Origin of the sequence: Antrihabitans stalactiti, assembly GCF_012932915.1 — a bacterium.
GTDB lineage: Bacteria > Actinomycetota > Actinomycetes > Mycobacteriales > Mycobacteriaceae > Antrihabitans > Antrihabitans stalactiti.
Window position 1 is genome coordinate 182464 of record NZ_VCQU01000012.1, and the last position, 15316, is coordinate 197779.

General features: G+C 64.4%; 16 protein-coding genes. 9 read left to right on the forward strand and 7 right to left on the reverse strand.

Annotated features, from left to right (window positions below):
• Nucleotide 1: 1 nt before the first annotated feature.
• Complete coding sequence (gene mftM / locus FGL95_RS27740; RefSeq protein ID WP_169593446.1) at nt 2-829, reverse strand: mycofactocin oligosaccharide methyltransferase MftM; 828 nt, start codon at nt 827-829, stop codon at nt 2-4.
• 185 nt (nt 830-1014) lie between these two features.
• Here mftM and mftA point away from each other — a divergent pair, with 185 nt between their 5' ends.
• From mftA to mftG, 7 genes are read left to right on the forward strand one after another with little or no spacing between them, the layout of a single operon-like run.
• The gene (gene mftA, locus FGL95_RS27745; RefSeq protein ID WP_169593448.1) at nt 1015-1107 is read left to right on the forward strand and encodes a mycofactocin precursor MftA; all 93 of its coding nucleotides are present in this window, start codon (nt 1015-1017) and stop codon (nt 1105-1107) included.
• A 2-nt stretch (nt 1108-1109) separates the two neighbouring features.
• Nucleotides 1110-1409, forward strand: coding sequence for a mycofactocin biosynthesis chaperone MftB (gene mftB, locus FGL95_RS27750; protein WP_169593449.1), 300 nt, complete (start codon nt 1110-1112; stop codon nt 1407-1409).
• Entirely contained in the window at nt 1406-2581 is a 1176-nt protein-coding gene (gene mftC / locus FGL95_RS27755) for a mycofactocin radical SAM maturase (protein ID WP_169593451.1), read from the forward strand. Before mftB ends, mftC begins: the two co-directional genes overlap by 4 nt.
• 1 nt (nt 2582) lies before the next feature.
• The gene (mftD, locus tag FGL95_RS27760; protein WP_169593453.1) at nt 2583-3767 is read left to right on the forward strand and encodes a pre-mycofactocin synthase MftD; all 1185 of its coding nucleotides are present in this window, start codon (nt 2583-2585) and stop codon (nt 3765-3767) included.
• Nucleotides 3751-4431: a mycofactocin biosynthesis peptidyl-dipeptidase MftE gene (gene mftE, locus FGL95_RS27765; RefSeq protein ID WP_169593455.1), complete on the forward strand. Its 681-nt coding sequence runs from the start codon at nt 3751-3753 to the stop codon at nt 4429-4431. The genes mftD and mftE overlap by 17 nt, the downstream gene beginning before the upstream one ends.
• The gene (gene mftF, locus FGL95_RS27770; protein ID WP_169593457.1) at nt 4428-5813 is read left to right on the forward strand and encodes a mycofactocin biosynthesis glycosyltransferase MftF; all 1386 of its coding nucleotides are present in this window, start codon (nt 4428-4430) and stop codon (nt 5811-5813) included. The genes mftE and mftF overlap by 4 nt, the downstream gene beginning before the upstream one ends.
• Nucleotides 5810-7243 carry a mycofactocin dehydrogenase MftG gene (mftG, locus tag FGL95_RS27775; RefSeq protein WP_169593459.1) on the forward strand — a complete coding sequence of 478 codons (1434 nt, stop codon included), beginning with the start codon at nt 5810-5812 and terminating at the stop codon, nt 7241-7243. Before mftF ends, mftG begins: the two co-directional genes overlap by 4 nt.
• Here the strand turns inward: mftG and FGL95_RS27780 are convergent.
• The 5 genes from FGL95_RS27780 to FGL95_RS27800 are packed head-to-tail and all read right to left on the reverse strand — an operon-like array spanning nt 7240 to nt 11787.
• The gene (locus tag FGL95_RS27780) at nt 7240-8085 is read right to left on the reverse strand and encodes an alpha/beta fold hydrolase (RefSeq protein ID WP_169593460.1); all 846 of its coding nucleotides are present in this window, start codon (nt 8083-8085) and stop codon (nt 7240-7242) included. The two genes, mftG and FGL95_RS27780, sit on opposite strands and share 4 nt — an antisense overlap.
• Entirely contained in the window at nt 8082-8879 is a 798-nt protein-coding gene (locus FGL95_RS27785; protein ID WP_169593462.1) for an SDR family oxidoreductase, read from the reverse strand. Before FGL95_RS27785 ends, FGL95_RS27780 begins: the two co-directional genes overlap by 4 nt.
• Nucleotides 8876-10543: an FAD-binding dehydrogenase gene (locus tag FGL95_RS27790; RefSeq protein ID WP_169593464.1), complete on the reverse strand. Its 1668-nt coding sequence runs from the start codon at nt 10541-10543 to the stop codon at nt 8876-8878. Before FGL95_RS27790 ends, FGL95_RS27785 begins: the two co-directional genes overlap by 4 nt.
• The gene (locus FGL95_RS27795) at nt 10540-11160 is read right to left on the reverse strand and encodes a TetR/AcrR family transcriptional regulator (protein ID WP_169593465.1); all 621 of its coding nucleotides are present in this window, start codon (nt 11158-11160) and stop codon (nt 10540-10542) included. Before FGL95_RS27795 ends, FGL95_RS27790 begins: the two co-directional genes overlap by 4 nt.
• Nucleotides 11161-11211: 51 nt before the next feature.
• Nucleotides 11212-11787, reverse strand: coding sequence for a hypothetical protein (locus tag FGL95_RS27800; RefSeq protein WP_169593467.1), 576 nt, complete (start codon nt 11785-11787; stop codon nt 11212-11214).
• 165 nt (nt 11788-11952) lie between these two features.
• Between FGL95_RS27800 and FGL95_RS27805 the strand changes: the two genes are divergently transcribed.
• Nucleotides 11953-12837 (forward strand): SDR family NAD(P)-dependent oxidoreductase, encoded by an 885-nt coding sequence (locus FGL95_RS27805; protein WP_169593469.1) that lies wholly within the window; start codon nt 11953-11955, stop codon nt 12835-12837.
• Between the two features lie 3 nt (nt 12838-12840).
• Here FGL95_RS27805 and FGL95_RS27810 read toward each other — a convergent pair whose 3' ends face one another.
• A complete protein-coding gene (locus FGL95_RS27810) occupies nt 12841-13635 on the reverse strand; it encodes a DUF1707 domain-containing protein (RefSeq protein ID WP_169593470.1) in 795 nt (264 codons plus the stop codon).
• Between the two features lie 101 nt (nt 13636-13736).
• On the opposite strand from FGL95_RS27810, the gene FGL95_RS27815 reads away from it, so the two are divergent.
• A complete protein-coding gene (locus FGL95_RS27815) occupies nt 13737-15314 on the forward strand; it encodes a succinic semialdehyde dehydrogenase (protein WP_338080061.1) in 1578 nt (525 codons plus the stop codon).
• Nucleotides 15315-15316 lie beyond the last annotated feature (2 nt).

Sequence of the window (15316 nt, forward strand, 5' to 3'; positions counted from 1 at the left end):
ATCAGCGGTCGAGAACCAACCAGCCGCCGTGGTATTCGTCCACCGAGTAGCGCCAACCGGTCGAAACGCCCAGCCTGCGAAGCGCATCGAGATCGAACCGCTGGATGTGCCCGTAGATGGCACGTGGAGTGTCTTCGAACGGCACGGCGACCACGACGCGACGCCTCGCGAGACGCATCGCTTCGGTCACCACCGACTGTGCATCGACGGGTGAAAGATGTTCCAGTAGATGCAGAACGGTCACTGTATCGACACAGCGATCGGGTAGCGGTACCGCTGCCGCGTCGCAGGCGAGTGTCAGTAGCGCTCGCCCCAATGCAGGAGCGACGCCGTCGAGCAAGGCCATGGTCGACGCACTGATGTCGGTCGCCACCACCTCCAGCCCCGCCGCCGCTAGTCGGAGCGGGAAGAAGCCGAAGCACGATCCGAGGTCGACCACTGATTGCCCCACAATCAGCGCGTGCGCGCGCTGGTGGACCGGAGCGAATGCCGCTCGGCCGTCCTCCAGTCGCACGAGCGAATTGCGGTAGAACCGAAGCCAACTCGCGAACGGACCGGGCACAGTCGAGCGAACAATTCCGGTGAATACGAGCTCGAAGTCGGCTTGTCCGCCCGACGACGAAGCATCGAGCCGGTCGGCGATGAGTTCGGCGACGTCGTCGTTCAGTTCGTCCGGCGCCAGATTGTGGGTCACGTTCAGGCCCGTACCGTTTCGGTGAATCCACAGCCTGTCGACTCTGCCGAGGCGCTCCACTCTGTTCACCCGAACATGGCCCTGGCGCCACATTCCGTGCGGGGTGGGGCCGAGGGTGTCGATACGAATGGTCATGGCGGGCAGCCCTTTCGCTACCTTTCACACGCTAGTCCGGCGTTCGGCGAAGGGCAGCAACCCGTTCGGTCGCAATTGCCGAGCCACCCGGACGGGGACAAAAACCGTCCAGATGGCGGGGGCTTTCTGTGGGCGATGTCACTAGCGTTTCAAGGGACAACACACCACGAATATGGAGGTGCCCCATGGCAGATCAGGACGCGGTTTCGACGGACGTGCAAGTCGAAGAGACGCTCATCGAAGAGGTGTCGATCGACGGCATGTGCGGGGTGTACTGACCATGACCGCCATTGCCGCGTCACCGCTGGAACTTGACGGGCGGTGGCGGTTACACCCTCAGGTGGCGTTGCGCCCGGAACCGTTCGGCGCGCTGCTCTACCACTTCGGCACCCGCAAGCTGTCGTTCCTCAAGAACCCGGCGGTGGTGTCGTTGGTGCAGTCGCTACCCGACCACGCCGACGTCGACGATGCACTGCGTGCGTCCGGAATCGACAGTGCAGCAATGGGTCCGTATCGGCGAGCGCTGGCGACACTGGTCGCGTCGAACATGTTGGTTCGTGACGAGGAGACAAAACTATGACCGCAACCCTTCCCGTCGGCCGGTTGGTGGACCAGTTCGAGCTAGGCCTCGACGCTCCCATCTGCCTGACCTGGGAACTCACCTACGCCTGCAATCTGTCGTGCATTCACTGCCTGTCGTCGTCGGGCAAACGAGACCCCAACGAACTGAGTACCGAGCAGTGCAAGGCCGTCATCGACGAACTCGAGCGGATGCAGGTGTTCTACGTGAATATCGGCGGCGGCGAACCGACGGTGCGCTCCGACTTCTGGGAGCTGGTCGACTATGCGACCGCCCATCATGTCGGAGTGAAGTTCTCCACCAACGGAGTTCGTATCGACAAGAAGGGCGCGGCACGATTGGCAGCGTCGGACTACGTCGATGTGCAGATCTCGCTCGACGGCGCGACAGCGGAAGTCAACGACGCTGTGCGGGGCAAGGGATCGTTCGCCATGGCGGTCCGGGCGTTGGAGAACCTCACCGAGGCGGGCTATCGCAACGCGAAGATTTCGGTCGTGGTGACGCGCCACAACGTCCCGCAGTTGGACGAGTTCAAAGCTCTCGCCGACAAGTACGGCGCGACGTTGCGGATCACCAGGTTGCGCCCGTCCGGCCGCGGTGCGGATGTGTGGGATGACCTGCACCCCACAGCAGCTCAGCAACGGGACCTGTACAACTGGCTCGTTGCGAACGGCGAAGGCGTACTGACCGGCGACTCGTTCTTCCATCTTTCTGCCTTCGGCGACGCGCTACCCGGACTCAATCTCTGTGGCGCAGGCCGCATCGTGTGCCTGATCGATCCGGTCGGTGACGTGTACGCCTGCCCGTTCGCTATCCACGAGAACTTCTTGGCAGGCAACGTCGTTCGGGACGGTGGATTCGAGACGGTGTGGCGCGAGTCGGAACTGTTCAACGACTTGCGGTCGCCGCAGACCGGCGGCGCGTGCACCAAGTGTGCGCATTTCGATTCCTGCCGTGGCGGATGCATGGCCGCAAAATTCTTCACCGGTCTGCCAATGGACGGTCCAGATCCGGAATGCGTTGTCGGCTATGGCGAATCGGCCCTCGCAGAGAAGCGATCGATACCCAAACCCGCGGCCGATCATTCGCGGTCGGTTCCGCTGACACTGTTGACCCGTCCGCCTGCGCGGGCGTGCGACGAAAACCCACTAGCCGGCATGAGGAGTACCTGAGATGGTCCAGACAGGATGGTTCGAGACAGTCGCCGAGGCGCAGCGTCGAGCCTCGAAACGTCTTCCCAAGAGCGTCTATTCGGCGTTGCTCGCAGGATCCGAACGTGGCGTGACGCTGGACGACAACCTCGCCGCGTTCGGTGAGATCGGCTTCGCGCCGCACGTCGCAGGCCTGTCGGACAAACGCGATCAATCGACAACCGTCATGGGACAGTCGATCTCACTGCCGGTGATCATCTCGCCGACCGGTGTGCAGGCGGTGAATCCCGATGGCGAGGTCGCCGTCGCGCGAGCCGCAGCCGCGCGGGGAACAGTGATCGGGCTGAGTTCGTTTGCGAGCAAGCCGATCGAGGACGTTGTCGCCGCGAATCCGCAGACGTTTTTCCAGACGTACTGGATGGGCGACCGCGAGACCATGATTCGGCGGCTCGACCGGGCTCGTGCCGCCGGCGCGGTCGGGCTGATCGCCACCCTCGACTGGTCGTTCAGCCAAGGTCGCGACTGGGGGAGTCCTGCTATTCCGGAAAAGATGAACCTGCGAGCCATGATGCGTTTCGCTCCCGAAGCGATCACGCGCCCACAGTGGCTCTACGACTTCGCCAAGACCGGCCGCATTCCCGACCTGACCACGCCCAACCTCACCGAACCGGGCACCGCAGCGCCGACGTTCTTCGGCGCCTACGGCGAATGGATGCAGACCCCGTTGCCCACGTGGGAGGACGTGGAGTGGCTTCGTGAGCAGTGGGGTGGTCCATTCATGCTCAAAGGCGTGTGCCGGGTCGACGACGCCAGGCGCGCTGTTGATGCCGGGTGTACCGCGATTTCGGTGTCCAACCATGGTGGCAACAACCTCGACGGCACACCGGCACCGATTCGGGTGCTGCCCGCCATCGCCGAGGCGGTCGGCGACGAGATCGAGATCGTGCTCGACGGCGGCATTCGGCGCGGCAGCGACGTGGTGAAAGCCGTAGCGCTCGGTGCGCGTGCGGTGATGATCGGACGTGCATACCTGTGGGGCCTCGCCGCGGGCGGCCAGGCCGGGGTGGAGAACGTCCTCGACATCCTGCGGGGTGGAATCGACTCCGCTCTGATGGGTCTCGGGCACAGCACCATTCACGACCTGAGTCCGGCCGATCTCGTCCTCTCGCCCGGGTTCGCGAGGGCACTCGGTGTGGCTAGCGAATAGCACCTGGACCGACGTCCGACCGGAACCGTCTGCTCTTGCGGTTCCGGTCGGCTCGACCGAACAGCACGGACCGCACCTTCCGCTCGATACCGACACCACGATTGCGGCAGCCGTGGCAGCGCGGTTGCCGGACTCTGTGATCACCCCGGCGATCGCGTACGGGGCGAGTGGGGAGCACGAGGGTTTCGCCGGGACTATCTCGATCGGCCAGGCCGCGTTGGAGTTGTTGCTGGTGGAGTACGGCCGCTCCGCATGCGGGTGGGCCTCGCGTGTGGTGTTCGTCAACGGTCACGGGGGCAACGCCCATTCGTTGGCAAACGCCGTGCTGCAGTTGCGGTTCGAGGGACGCGACGTCGCGTGGCTACCCTGCGCGGTGGCTGGCAGCGACGCACACGCGGGGCGGACGGAAACGTCGCTGATGTTGCATCTCGCGCCGGACCGCGTCCGGTTCGACCGCGCAGAACCAGGTAACACCGAGCCGATCGAGACCCTGCTGCCACAACTTCGAACGGCCGGGGTCGCCGCAGTGTCGGCGAACGGCGTATTGGGCGACCCGACCGCAGCGACGACGACCGAAGGTGCAGACCTCTTCGAGCAGTTGGTGACTCACTGCAGTGACGCGCTTGCTCGCTGGCAGCCCGACAGTCGGGGCATGTTGCGATGACCAATGCAGTTCGCCTTCCCGACGGCTTCGCCGTGCAATGCGATCCGAGCAGTCGCGCGTATTCGGGTGGGCGGGTGTTGATCGGCGGATCGCCGACCACGATGCTCACCCTCGCGCCGGCCGCTGCTGCGATGCTCGTCGACGGCCACCTCGAGGTCACCGATCCCGCATCCGCGGCGGTCGCGCGTCGGCTCCTCGATTCCGGAGTGGCACAACCACGCCCCACGGCACGACCCTCGACCGCGGACGTCACGATCATCATCCCGGTCCGCAACAACCCGGCGGGCCTCACCCGCCTGCTCGACGCGGTCCGCGGCTACAGAGTGATCGTCGTCGACGACGGTTCCACGGTGCCGGTGCACAGCCCGCGCCGCGAGGTCAGTGTGCTTCGTCACGGCACCTCGCGCGGTCCGGCTGCTGCTCGCAATACCGGGCTACGTTCCGCGACGACGGAATTCGTCGCCTTCCTCGACTCCGACGTCATCCCACGCGAGGGCTGGCTGCGTGGAATGCTCGGCCACTTCGACGACCCGACGGTCGCGCTGGTCGCACCACGGATCGTCGCGTTCGACCCCGATTCGACCGCGTTGGCGCGCTACGAACACAGCCGCTCCTCCCTCGACCTCGGTCGGCGAGAATCCCGCGTCCGCGCAGGCAGCATCGTCTCCTATGTCCCGAGCGCGGCAATGCTGGTGCGCCGCCGGGTGATTGCAGACGAAGGCGGCTTCGACGAGACCATGACGGTCGCCGAAGACGTCGACCTGTGCTGGCGGCTGGAACGGGCGGGGTGGAGCCTGCGCTACGAACCCACAGCCCAGGTCGCCCACGACCACCGGATCACGATCGGAAAGTGGTTCAGCCGCAGACTGTTCTACGGAACCGGCGCCGCCCTGCTCGCCGAGCGGCACACCGATGCTGTGGCACCGGTGGCCATGCCGGTCTGGACTGCGGCAGCTGTGGGAGGGGCAGCCACTCTGACCCGAGTCGGTTTTGCGGGCGCAGTGGTCTCGATGGCGGTCGCGACAGTGCGGCTGCGCAAGGTCTTTACCGGCCTGGACCAGCCGACCAGCGTCGCTGCACAGTTCGCGGTGCGCGGATTCGCGGCCGCGGTAGGGCAGGTAGCGTCAGCGGCCTGCCGCGACTACTGGCCCGTCACCGCCGTTGCGATGGCCTGCTCCCGCCGATTCCGCCGCGTGGTCATCGCGACCGCGGTCGCCGAAGGAGTCGCAGACTGGTGCACGCACAGGCAGGTCGGCGGTCTGGACCCCGTCCGCTACGTCTGGTTCAAACGACTCGACGACCTCGCCTACGGCACCGGTCTGTGGCGCGGTGCTGCACGCGCGCGCAGCGTCGCGGCGTTGACGCCGAACCTGAGGCGATGAGCAGCCTGCCGACGGCCGCGGACGTCGTGATCGTCGGCGCCGGTACCTGCGGCTGCATCCTGGCCGCACGGTTGAGCGAGCACCCAGGGCGCTCGGTGGTGCTGGTCGAATCGGGACCGACCTATGCGAGCCGGGACCTGTGTCCGCCGGAGCTGACCGATGCGACAGCGCTCCCGATCGGACCGCGCAGCGAATGGGTGCGGCACTACCCGGTCCACCTCACCGACACCCGCGCAGGACACGCGGTCCGGGGTCGCGTCCTCGGCGGTTCCAGCGCTGTCAACGGCTGCGCCTTCGTCCGCGCCCGCCCCCACGATTTCGCCGCTTGGCCGGCCGATCGGTGGTCGTATCCTACTGTCCTGCCGTACTTTCGAGCCCTCGAGCACGACCACGATTTCGGTGGCGACTTCCACGGCGACGCAGGCCCGATGCCGGTCCGCCGCGACGGCGGTACCGACCTCGCCCCGATCAGCACCGCATTCACCCACGCCTGCCTGCACGCCGGTTTCGCCGACGATCCGGACAAGAACGCACCGACCGCCGAAGGGGTCGGACCGGTCCCACTCAACATCGACGGACGCACCCGCGTCAGTACCGCGCTCGCGTACCTGATGCCCGCGATCCAACGGCCGAACCTCACCGTTGTCGGCGACACCACGGTGCGCCGAACAGTGTTCGACGGCGACGTTGCGGTCGCGGTCGACGTGGCGAGCGCCGACGGCGAGCACCGCATCCACGGCGGTCGAATCATCCTGTGCGCCGGGGCAATCGAAACACCGCTGCTGTTGATGAGGTCCGGCGTCGGCAGGCCCGCAGACCTCCGCGCAGCCGACATCCCCGTCGGGCACCCCCTCGCCGGCGTCGGAAGCGGATTCGCCGACCACCCCGAGGTAGTACTGCCGTACCAGCCAGTTGACGGTTGCGACCCTTTGCGGCCCGTCCCCGCATTGCAGACTGTCCTCAATGATGGGGACATCGAAATACGTCCGTACACAACGTCGTTCGGCGGCCAACGCTACCTCGGCGTCGCGTTGATGAACTCCCGCGCACGCGGATCGCTTCGACTGCGCTCACCCCAGATTCGCTACAACTACCTCGACACAGCCGAAGATCGAGCAGCCATGCGTTCCGGTGTCGACACCGCCACCGGACTGCTCCGCCGCCTCGCCGACGCAAAGGTTGTCGGCGACTTCGACATCGAGTCCACCGACGACTGGCTCCTTGCCCACCTCGGCACCTCACAGCACACGACCGGAACCTGCCGAATGGGCACACCTGACGACGCCTACGCCGTCGTCGACGACCAATGCACCGTCATCGGACTGCAGGGACTCACCATCGTCGACGCCTCGATCGTGCCCGGACCCATCAGCCGCGGCGTGCACGCCACCGCCGTCATGATCGCCGAACGAGCCGCCGCCTTCGTCTAAAGGGTGTGTGCCGAGGAGAGGAAGTCACCCAGGATCCGCGCGACCGCCGCGGGCCGCTCGACGTTGGGGGAATGGCCTGCACCATCGATCACCTCGACGCGGGCGCCTGCGGCTTCGTAGCGAGCCTCGGTCTTTGCCCAGTCGTACAACTGATCCTGGCGTCCATGGATGACGAGGGTCGGAAGTCCGCAGTCGCGCAACTGCTCGTCCAACGGTCGGCGAGCCAGCCACTTGCGGCGGTCAGGCAACACCGTCTTGTACATCGTGGGGTTCATGGCGAGGTGGTCGCGCACCGCCTGGTCCCTGATGTCGAAGGCCGTGTCCATGCGGTATCCGGGCGCGAATCCGGACTGCGTGAGCAATGCGATGGCGGCTACCGGTGTCAGTCGGTGCAGCAGCGACGGAACGAACGGCAGGTTCAGCGCAATGTCGACGGGTGGCAGATTGGAGTAGCTGTAGTCGGGTGCCTGGCCGATGATGACGAGCTCAGAGATGAGGTCGGACCCTTCGGCAAGCGCAAGTGCGACGTCAGCACCGTAGGAGTGGCCTGCAACAGCGGCGTCGCGGATGCCGAATTTGTCGAGCACCGGAGCGATTGCGCGCGCCTGCGAGCGCGGCGCGAGATCGGCGTCCCGGGTGCTCAGTCCGTGACCGAGCAGGTCGACACGAATCACGTGAAACTTTTCGGCGAGAAGCAGAGTGACGCGGTCGTACCAATGCATGGACGACGCAAACCCATGAATCAGCACAACAGCTTTGGCGTCAGGCGGACCGTCCTCACGGACATGGATGTCGACGCCGCCGATCGAGGTGATCGTCCCGATCTGTTGCCTCGCGCTCATCGCTTCAGCCCGAACGTCTTCACGACAACCTTCTCCACGATTTCGGCGGGCGCCAGCCTGCGCAACAGGAATACCAGTGGTGCGTTGCTTCCCTTGGCGTACAACGGCTTCGGGTGATCGGCTTCGATCGCCTCGAGAATCGACGCCGCGACCTCCTCGGCCGAGATGCCGGTCGATTCCTTGCTGTCGAGCGCGGAGATCATGGTGTTGAAGTCGGCCAGGTAGGGGGAGTCGTCGGCGATGTACTTGGTGCGCCGCTGACTGATTCCGGTGTTGATCGAGCCTGGCTCGACCGTGGAAATCCAGACGCCGAACGGCGATACCTCCATGCGGGCGGCGTCGGCGAAACCCTTGATGGCCGACTTCGTCGCCGCGTACGACGAACGGTAGGCAAGCGGGAAGCTCGCGATCATGGAGCCCACCATGATGATTCGCCCATAGCCGCGTTTCCGCATACCGGGCAGGACCAGTTGCGTCAGCCGGACCGGACCGAACACGTTGAGCTGGAACAACCGCTCGATCGCGTCGGTCGGCAGTTCTTCGATCGGTCCGCTCTGGCTTTCGCCCGCGTTGTTGACGAGGACGTCGATATCGCCTACCTCGAATGCCTCGATGGATGCCTTGTCGGTGAGGTCGAGTGACCGATACTCGACGCCATCGACGCGGGCGGATGCAGCGATGGTCTCGGCGTTCCGGCTGGTGCCGATCACCCGATAGCCCTTGGCGACAAGCGCTTCCGCAACGGCCTTGCCGATGCCGGACGACGCGCCGGTGACCAACGCAGTGCGCGTCATGCGAGCGACTTTCCGAGTGCGATGCCGGCCGCGCGGCCCGAGAAGATGCAGCCGCCGAGGAATGTTCCCTCCAGTGCGTTGTAGCCGTGAACCCCGCCCCCGCCGAAGCCCGCGACCTCACCGGCTGCGTACAACCCGGTGAAAGGTGTTCCATCCGCGCGCATCACCTGCGAGTCTAGGTTGGTCTCCAAGCCGCCCAACGTCTTTCGCGTGAGGATGTTCAGCCGGACCGCGATCAACGGACCGTGCTCGGGATCGAGGATGCGGTGCGGTTTCGCGGTCCGCGCCAACTTGTCGCCGATGTACTGGCGCGCGTTCGTGATGGCCATGAGCTGCAGATCTTTGGAGAACTTGTTGGCGACCTCGCGGTCGCGGGCGACGATTTGGCGTTCCAACTCAGCGAAGTCGACGGTTGCGCCGCCGCGGCCGATCTTGTTCATACCGTCGACCAGATCGCGCAGATTGTCGGCGACGACGAAATCGACGCCGTGCTCCTTGAACTTCTCGACCGGCCCCGGTGCACCCTTCGCCAGCCGGCTCTTGAGGGTGAACTTGAGGTCCTTCGACGTGATGTCCGGATTCTGCTCCGAACCCGAGAGCGCGAACTCCTTCTCGATGATCGTCTGCGTGAGCACGAACCATGAGTAGTCATGACCGGTCGACAGGATGGCCTTCATCGTGCCGTTGGTATCGAAACCGGGGAAATTCGGTGCGGGTAAACGCTTTCCGGTGGCGTCGAACCACATCGACGACGGACCTGGAATGATCCGGATCGCGTGATTCGGCCAGATCGGATCCCAGTTGTTGATGCCTTCGGTGTAGTTCCACATGCGGTCACGGTTGACGATGTTGCCGCCCGCATTCTCGGTGATCTCCAGCATCCGTCCGTCGACATGGGCGGGAACTCCGGCGATCAACGTCTCCGGGCATTTGCCGTAACGCTCTGTCGGCCAATTCTTTCGGATGAGATCGTGGTTGTGGCCGATGCCGCCAGAGGTGACGATGACCGCGCTCGCCCGAAGTTCGAATTCGCCGACCTTGTTGCGCGAGGAAGCCTTTCCGCGTTCGAGGTCCGTCGGCTCCAACACCGTACCGCGCACGCCGACCACGGCGTCGCCCTCGACGATCAACTCATCGACCTGATGCCGGAACGCGAAGCTGACCAGGCCGGCCTTCTCACCCTCGAGGACTGGTTCCTGGAACACCCGGACCACCTCGGGGCCGGTGCCCCAGGTCAGGTGGAACCGCGGAACCGAGTTGCCATGGCCATCGGCATTGCCGCCGCCGCGCTCCGCCCAACCGAGGATCGGCGTGATCCGCAGGCCGAGATCGTGGAGGTATTGCCGCTTTTCGGTCGTTGCGAATTCGACGTAGGCCTGTGCCCACTGTCGTCCCCAATGGTCTTCTCTTTCACGATCGAACCCGGCCGAGCCCATCCAGTCCTGCAACGCGAGGTCGTAGGAATCTTTGATGCCGAGTCGGCGCTGCTCCGGACTATCTACGAAGAAGAGCCCACCCAGCGACCAGAATGCCTGCCCGCCAAGGTTGTTGCGGTTCTCCTGGTCGACGACGAGGACTCGCCGACCAGCCTTGACGAGCTCGTGAGTGGCGACAAGCCCTGCAAGCCCGGCTCCGACGACGATGACGTCCGGTTGATCAGTCATTTCGTTCCTTCAGTTGAATAGGCGAGGACGACGCGAGTGAAGAGGTTGATTCTGCGTTCGAATGCCGCCGGATTGTCGGGCTCGATCAAGCATTGAACGATTGTGCCGTCGTGGACGGCGATGAGTGCTTGAACGAGCGCGACAGGGTCCGGGACCGTACGGCCGACCTTCTTCAGGTGCGATTCGATGATGGGAATCAGGGTGGCGATGATGGCGTTCTCGCGCGCTGCCATCACGTCGCGCAACGGGGGAGTGCGCAATGCATGGGCGGTGAACTCGGCGGTGATGCGGTACCACGCGTCGTCGATCGGGATTGCGCCGACCAAGCGACGGACGACGGCGTGCACGTCGCGGACGTTCTCCAGCTCACCTTCCAGAGCGGTCCGGATTCCGTCGAGTAGCTCCCCGGAGCGCTGCGTCCACATCGCGAGGAAGAGCTCGTCGAGCGAAGCGAAGTTCGAGTAGAACGCTCCGCGGGTGTAGCCGCCGCGCTCGCAGACCTTCTCGACTGTCGATCGGCCGAAACCCTCCTCGGCGAACGCCTCGGAGGCGGCGTCGAGCAGTCGTTGACGTGTCTCGGCACGTCGTTTGGTAACCCGTTTTTCGGTCGTTGCCATCGATACAGAAATGTATCAGAGACAAATATGTATCGGGAGAGTTTTCGGCGACTACGCCGCGATGTGCCGCGTGATGCCGAACTCCTGGGTGCCGATCGCTGGATCCTCGATGTGGATCGTGAACTCGCCCCGCATCAAGTCGATGTCGGTGCGGATCTTGGTTTGGACCCCACCGGTCAGGTCCAGGCCGAGGGCATCGAGGACCTTCTCCGGCACGTACTTGTTGGAAACCTCGGCAGGCACGTTGGTTGTCACGGTCATCGCAACCACCTTGGTCCGGACCGGCGTGACAGTTCCCTCGACGTAGTAATTGCGCACGTGTAGATCGCCACTGAGAATGTTCGGCGCACCCGCGACGTCGACGGAGACGGTGAACACCTGCTGCTCGGGTGCGGCGGGCTCAACGACCGACGCGAACCCGACGTCGGTCCTGGGTGCTGCGACGGTCGCAACCGTCGGCTTGGCGATGTCGGTGATCGAGGGTAGAGCGTGGATGAAGTCCAGTCCACGCGGCACTGGGACCTTCATATCGCAGAGGCTGCCGAGGATGACGGAGCCTGCGGCGCCGGTCAGGCAGAGACTGGTGACGCTGGCAACCGAAAAAGCTACGACGCGCATACGCGACATGTCAGTCCCCTCTCGTCCGGTCTCGGATGCGCCGGTTAGCGCGCCCTTACCTATATCAACGCAAAATGTTACCGGTGGGTTTCTGCGTCTCCGGTTTTCGAGACTCGGATCATTGCGGGGCTCGGTGTATGACTACCGTCACAGCTAATCGAAAAGGGGTAGCCGATGGCCGGTACAGAGCGCTCGATCACCGATGAGCGAATAGTCGTCACAGGCGGAACGAACGGAATCGGCAAGGAGATCGCGCGAGCACTCGCACAACGCGGAGCTGCATTGACGCTGGTAGCGCGCAATGTGGCCAAAGCGGCCGACGTGCGCGCCGAACTCGAGGCGGAGCCCGGTGCCAGGTCTGGCATCGACGTGGTGCAGGGCGACCTCGGCGACCTCGCGTCCGTTCGCGCAGCAGCCGACGAGATCAACGCGCGGTACGACCACATCGACGTGCTCGTCAACAATGCAGGGATCCATTCGACCGGGTCACAGATCACCGTCGACGGGTTCGACCACATGATGGCCACCAATCACCTCGGCCCTTTCCTGCTGACGAACCTGCTGCTGGACCGACTGAAAGCCGCACCAGCCGCGCGAATCGTCGTGACGGCCTCCGACGCGAGCAGAATCGCTGGCCGCGTCGACCTGGACCGCTTGGCGGAGGCAACACACTACGGTTCGGTCGGCGCGGAATTCCGATACACGGAATCGAAGCTCGTCAACATCCTGTTCACCCAGGAGCTTGCTCGCCGGCTAGCGGGAACGAAGGTCACCGCCAACTCGTTTTGCCCGGGGATGATCGACACACCGCTGGCACGCGAAAGCTTGAGCGTGAACGCCGCACTCACGCTGATGTCTGCGGTCGGTATCGCGAACACGCCGGAGAAGGGCGCCAAGTGGGGAATCCGCCTGGTCGTGAAACCGGAGTTCGCGACGACCTCCGGAAGGCACTTCTCGACCACCAAGCTGCTGGGCCGACTTCCCGCGATGCCGGCCGCCAAGGATCTGGACTACCAGCGACGCCTGTGGGAACGGTCGGCGCAACTCGTCGGCCTCTGAGGGCTACCCGTTCGGCGTCACCCTTTTGACCTTGCCGTCCAGCGTCGCGTCCAACTTCCCGTGTTCGTTGAACTCGTTGGACAACGAGATCGACACTTCCTGGTTGAACATCGGGATGTAGTCGCCGAATACGCTGCCGATCGTGATGCTGCGGCTGGTGGGATCGTCGACGTGGAGCGTCTTCGGCGCGCTGTCCAGTAGCGCCAGCACCGCGGCGACGTTGACGTCGGCCAGATCGACGATCGTGTGCTCGGTTGCACGCGTGCCCTTGGTCCACTCGTCGAAGTCCCGGTGTCGGTACGTGTAGGACACCGATCGGTCCGGCGAGCCTTCCTTCGACCGGGTGAGCACTGCGTAGTCCTGAAAGATGTTCGCCGAATCGAACCGAGTGTCGCCGAAATGTTCCCGGGCGTCGCTCATCATGGTGTCGAAGCCGTCGACGGTGAACAGGTCGGGCGAATCCAGCGCCTCCTGCACGACCAGAACAGTCGCGATCACTGCCACGATTGCCGCAACGATGGCGGCGATGATCACCCAGGATTTTCGGTCGACGCGGCGAATCCGGTCTACGAAGGCAACCGGTGGTCGCGGTTTGCGCAGGTCGACGCGTGGTTGCGGCTGCAGTTGCAGATCGTCGGTGAGCGACGCCAGTTCGCCGAGCGTCTTCGCAGCCATTGCCTTCGCGACCCGAGCCGTGTGCTCGGAATGGTCGAGCTGGCCCTCGGCATACGCGTAGTCGAGGTTTGTGCAGGTGAGCGAACGGTCGATGTCTCTCGCTCGGCGATTGTCGGCTGGCACACCGAACAGCGTCGCACGCCACTGGTCCCTACCGATCCCAGAAATCGGATCGGTATGTGGCCCGGACCACACCCGGGCTAATCTCGATACTGAACATCCGGATTCCCTCAGAGCAGAGGTGCACAATGCCAGCTCCATCCGCTGCGACTTTCGACCGATTGCGGTCGCTTGTCGCAATAGACGACATCGATGCGCGTCAGTCGAAGGTGATCGAGGAGGTGTTCACCGGGAAGGAACTGACGACGATCCCGATCGGCACCGCCGCGGACGTCGATGCTGCATTCGCGAAGGCACGCAAGGCTCAGGTCGAGTGGGCGCAGCGCCCGATCAAGGAGCGGGCCGCAATCTTTGCCAAGTTCCGCGACCTGCTGATGAAGAATCGTGAATTCATCATGGACGTGGCGCAGGCGGAGACCGGCAAGGTCCGGGCCAATGCGCAAGAAGAAATCGTGAGCATGCTGCTGAATTCGCGCTATTACGCGCAGAATGCGGTGGAATTCCTCGAGCCCAAGCAAGTGCAAGGCCTGTTGCCAGGGCTGACGAAGACGGTCATCCGGCGCCAGCCGAAGGGTGTCGTCGGCTTGATCGCGCCCTGGAATTACCCGATGGCGCTGTCGATTTCGGATGCGATTCCGGCGCTGATCGCGGGTAACGCGGTCGTCGTGAAGCCGGACAGCCAGACGCCGTACTGCGTCCTAGCGAACGTCGAATTGCTGTACGAGGCGGGCCTGCCGCGCGATCTGATGGCGATTGTGCCTGGTCCGGGTTCGGTTGTCGGCGCAGCGATCGTTGCCCAATGCGACTACCTCATGTTCACGGGCTCGACGGCCACCGGTCTGGCGCTCGCCGAGCAATGCGCCGCGCGGCTGATCGGCATCTCCGCCGAGCTCGGCGGCAAGAACCCGATGATCGTCACCAAAGGCGCGAATCTCGACACCGTCGCCGAGGCAGCGACCCGTGCGTGTTTCAGCAACGCCGGCCAACTATGTGTGTCGATCGAACGTATTTACGTCGAAGACGAAATCGCGGATGAATTCATTCGGAAGTTCGCGGACGCGACAAACAATTTCTCGATGGGCACGTCGTACGACTACGTGCACAAGATGAGCAGCCTGATCTCCGAGGATCAGGTCAAGACCGTCTCGGGCCACGTCGACGACGCAAGAGCAAAGGGCGCGACCGTCATCGCGGGCGGAAATGCGCGTCCCGACGTCGGTCCGCGGTTCTACGAGCCGACGATCCTCACCGACGTGACCGAGGAAATGGAGTGCTGCCGCAACGAAACCTTCGGTCCGGTGGTCTCGATCTACCGCGTCGCCGACGTCGAAGAAGCGATCGCCAAGGCCAACGACACGAAGTACGGGCTGAACGCCAGCGTCTGGGCCGCCAACGATGCCGAGGGTGAAGCGATCGCAGCACGCCTTCGCGCGGGCAGCGTCAACGTCAACGAGGGCTACGGTCCGTCGATGGGCAGCGTCGCCGCACCGATGGGTGGCATGAAGGAGTCCGGACTCGGCCGCAGGCACGGACCCGACGGCATCTTGAAGTACACCGAGCCGCAGACGGTTGCGACGTCACGCGTCGTCAACCTGGGCACGCCGCCCGGATTCTCCGACGAGACGTGGCAGAAGATGCTCACCCCGCTGCTCGACGTCGTGAAATACCTGCCGGGCCGCTGACC